This is a genomic window from Aquimarina sp. U1-2 (assembly GCF_017897595.1).
Taxonomy (GTDB): Bacteria; Bacteroidota; Bacteroidia; order Flavobacteriales; family Flavobacteriaceae; genus Aquimarina.
The window spans coordinates 1-436 of sequence record NZ_JAGKIK010000081.1; the positions used below are offsets into that span (position 1 = coordinate 1).

Sequence of the window (436 nt, forward strand, 5' to 3'; positions counted from 1 at the left end):
TAAATTTATTATAAATTAAGTCCAGAGAAAACATATTCTCTGGACTTTTATAAATCATGTATATATATTATGAGCAAATATTTTAGCTTAATATTCATTGTACTTTGTCTTTCCTGTAAAAATCCTAATCAAACAAAAGTTTTTTTTAAAAACCCAGTAAAAGTTGCAAAAAATAATAAAATTTTCACTGATGAAGCAAATATTACAAATATAAGTGTTGATTTATCCTCAATAATTAAGGGCAACTTTTATGATTATTTTGATATAAAAAATGTTATACACTTAGATATGCAAAGTCTTATTGGAGATATTTCGGTTATAAGGCAACATGGTGATTATATTTTTATTTTAGATAGTAAAAACGCGAAACAACTATTCTGTTATAATTTAACAGGAGAGTTAGTTTGGGAGTATAAGTCTATTGGTAAAGGGCCGT

At 25.0% G+C, this 436-nt stretch carries 1 protein-coding gene; it reads left to right on the plus strand.

Annotation, left to right across the window (positions count from 1 at the left end; genetic code table 11):
• Positions 1-69: 69 nt before the first annotated feature.
• Positions 70-436 (plus strand): 6-bladed beta-propeller (locus tag J8281_RS19110; RefSeq protein WP_210199250.1); only part of this gene is annotated, 367 nt, incomplete at its 3' end.